This window comes from Mycobacterium sp. E1747, from assembly GCF_001667775.1.
In the GTDB taxonomy this organism is placed as follows: Bacteria; Actinomycetota; Actinomycetes; order Mycobacteriales; family Mycobacteriaceae; genus Mycobacterium.
The window spans coordinates 1-2,216 of sequence record NZ_LZJI01000243.1 but is presented as its reverse complement, the minus strand read 5'-3'; the positions used below and the strand labels follow the sequence as shown (position 1 = coordinate 2,216).

At 69.3% G+C, this 2,216-nt stretch carries 4 protein-coding genes; 1 reads left to right on the top strand and 3 read right to left on the bottom strand.

Annotated features, from left to right (window positions below; translation table 11 throughout):
* Nucleotides 1–229 precede the first annotated feature (229 nt).
* The 3 genes from A5695_RS25535 to A5695_RS28835 are packed head-to-tail and all read right to left on the bottom strand — an operon-like array spanning nucleotide 230 to nucleotide 1,647.
* Complete coding sequence (locus tag A5695_RS25535; protein ID WP_068089177.1) at nucleotides 230–1,024, bottom strand: MBL fold metallo-hydrolase; 795 nt, start codon at nucleotides 1,022–1,024, stop codon at nucleotides 230–232.
* Nucleotides 1,021–1,485: a RidA family protein gene (locus A5695_RS25530; protein WP_068089174.1), complete on the bottom strand. Its 465-nt coding sequence runs from the start codon at nucleotides 1,483–1,485 to the stop codon at nucleotides 1,021–1,023. The genes A5695_RS25535 and A5695_RS25530 overlap by 4 nt, the downstream gene beginning before the upstream one ends.
* A complete protein-coding gene (locus tag A5695_RS28835; protein ID WP_073871548.1) occupies nucleotides 1,486–1,647 on the bottom strand; it encodes a DUF4177 domain-containing protein in 162 nt (53 codons plus the stop codon). It abuts the gene before it with no gap.
* Between the two features lie 77 nt (nucleotides 1,648–1,724).
* Between A5695_RS28835 and A5695_RS25525 the strand changes: the two genes are divergently transcribed.
* The coding region (locus A5695_RS25525; protein ID WP_156749855.1) for an ArsA-related P-loop ATPase at nucleotides 1,725–2,216 on the top strand (492 nt) is incomplete at its 3' end.

Sequence of the window (2,216 nt, the reverse complement as noted above, 5' to 3'; positions counted from 1 at the left end):
CCGAGCGAGAATCCGACCCGAGCGAGGTAAGCGCGCGCGAAGCGCGGGCGCGACCGAGCGAGAATCCGACCCGAGCGAGGTAGTGAGGCGACGATGCGGCCCGCGAAGCGGGGCGAGGTGGGGGTACCTCCCGCTTGCGGGGCAGAGCCGAGCAATCAGATCAAGCGCGCGCGAATTTCGTCGAGTCGGTAATTGCGCAGGCCCTTACCCGAACTTCTCCCGCTGATTCTCAGTCTCGCTGCAAATAGTTCAGCTGCGCCTGAACGGACCATTCGGCCGCGTCCCAGAGTTTCTCGTCGACGTCCACATAGACGTGTTCGACGACCTGGCGTGCGGTCGCGTCCTCACCGATGTCCCGCAGGGCCGCGCGCACCTGCTCCAGGCGCTCGTGCCGGTGCATGAGGTAACCCGACGCGACGGCCTCCAGATCGGCCAGGTCCGGCCCGTGACCGGGCAGCACCGTCCGCGGCCCCAGGCCGCGCAGCCGGCGCAACGATTCCAGGTAGGCGGCCAGGCTGCCGTCTTCGGAATCTATGACCGCCGTGCCGCGGCCCAACACGCTGTCGGCGGTGAGCACCGCGTCGTCGACCAGAAACGACAGCGAGTCGGCGGTGTGGCCGGGAGTGGCCATCACCTTGATCTTCAGGCCGGCCGCGTCGATCACCTCGCCGTCGGTCAGGTGACCGCCGAGGCCGCGCAAGAAGCCGCTGCCCGCCGAGCGCACCGTCGCGCCGGTGCGCTCGACCAGCTTGTCGATGCCGTCGGTGTGATCGCCGTGCCGGTGACTGATCAACACCAGCGTGATCCGGCCCAGCCCGGCAACCCGGGCGATGTGCTCGTCGTCGTCCGGGCCGGGATCGACGACGACCAGCTCGTTGCTGCCCTTGCCACGCAGCACCCAGGTGTTGGTGCCCTCGAGCGTCAGCAACCCCGGGTTGTCGGCCAGCAGGACCGAGGCGGTCTCGGTGACCGCCCGCAGCCTGCCGTAGGCGGGATGGCTCAGCGACTCGGGCGCGGCGGTCACGGTCGGGGGCCGACCTCCACGATCAGCTCCACTTCCACCGGCGCATCCAGCGGCAGCTCCGACACGCCGACGGCCGACCGCGCGTGCGCGCCGGCATCGCCGAACACCTCGGCCAACAGCTCGGAGGCCCCGTTGATGACGCCGGGCTGGCCGTTGAAGCCCGGGGCCGACGCGACGAAGCCGACAACCTTGACCACCCGCGTCACCGCGTCGATGCCGACCAGCGAATCGACGGCGGCCAGGGCGTTGAGTGCGCAGATCCGTGCCAGCGCCTTGCCCTCTTCCGGACTGACCCGGCCCCCCACCTTGCCGGTCCCGGCCAGCTGTCCGGATTGCATCGGCAGCTGACCCGCGGTGTAGACCAGGTCACCCGTGCGCACCGCCGGCACGTAGGCGGCCAGCGGCGCCACCACCCCCGGTAGCGCGATACCGAGTTCGGCGAGCCGGGCCGACGCCGTCATCTACTTCGGGCGCTTCAGATACGCGACGTGTTGCTCGCCGGTGGGCCCGGGCAGCACGGACACCAGTTCCCAACCGTCGGCACCCCACTGGTCGAGGATCTGTTTGGTGGCGTGCGTCAGCAGCGGGACCGTGACGTATTCCCATGCGATCGGTTGGCTCATGGCGCGAGCTTATCGGGCGGGTCTGGACGACTCTGGCCTGCCAGGGGGCCACGCCGCGGCCGGGCTAGCATGCGAAGGTGGCAAACACATCGAGCGGCGGTGGCGCCGTCGGCTGGCCGGCCCGGCTGTCGAAGGCCCGCCTGCATTTCGTCACCGGCAAAGGCGGCACGGGCAAGTCGACGATAGCGGCCGCACTGGCGCTGACCCTGGCAGCCGGCGGCCGCAAGGTCCTCCTCGTGGAAGTTGAAGGGCGGCAAGGCATTGCGCAACTCTTCGACGTGCCGCCGCTGCCCTACCAGGAGGTCAAGATCGCGACAGCCGAACGCGGCGGCCAGGTCAATGCCCTGGCGATCGACATCGAGGCGGCCTTCCTGGAATACCTGGACATGTTCTACAACCTCGGCATCGCCGGGCGAGCGATGCGCCGCATCGGCGCCATCGAATTCGCGACGACGATCGCGCCCGGTCTGCGCGACGTGCTGTTGACCGGAAAGATCAAGGAATCGGTGGTGCGGGTCGACAAAAACCGGCTTCCGGTTTATGACGCGGTCGTGGTCGACGCACCGCCG

Bases quoted from the DNA above. Each gene is read 5' to 3' on its own strand.
- A5695_RS25530 (WP_068089174.1), bottom strand. From the start codon at position 1,485: ATGACGGCGTCGGCCCGGCTCGCCGAACTCGGTATCGCGCTACCGGGG.
- A5695_RS28835 (WP_073871548.1), bottom strand. From the start codon at position 1,647: ATGAGCCAACCGATCGCATGGGAATACGTCACGGTCCCGCTGCTGACG.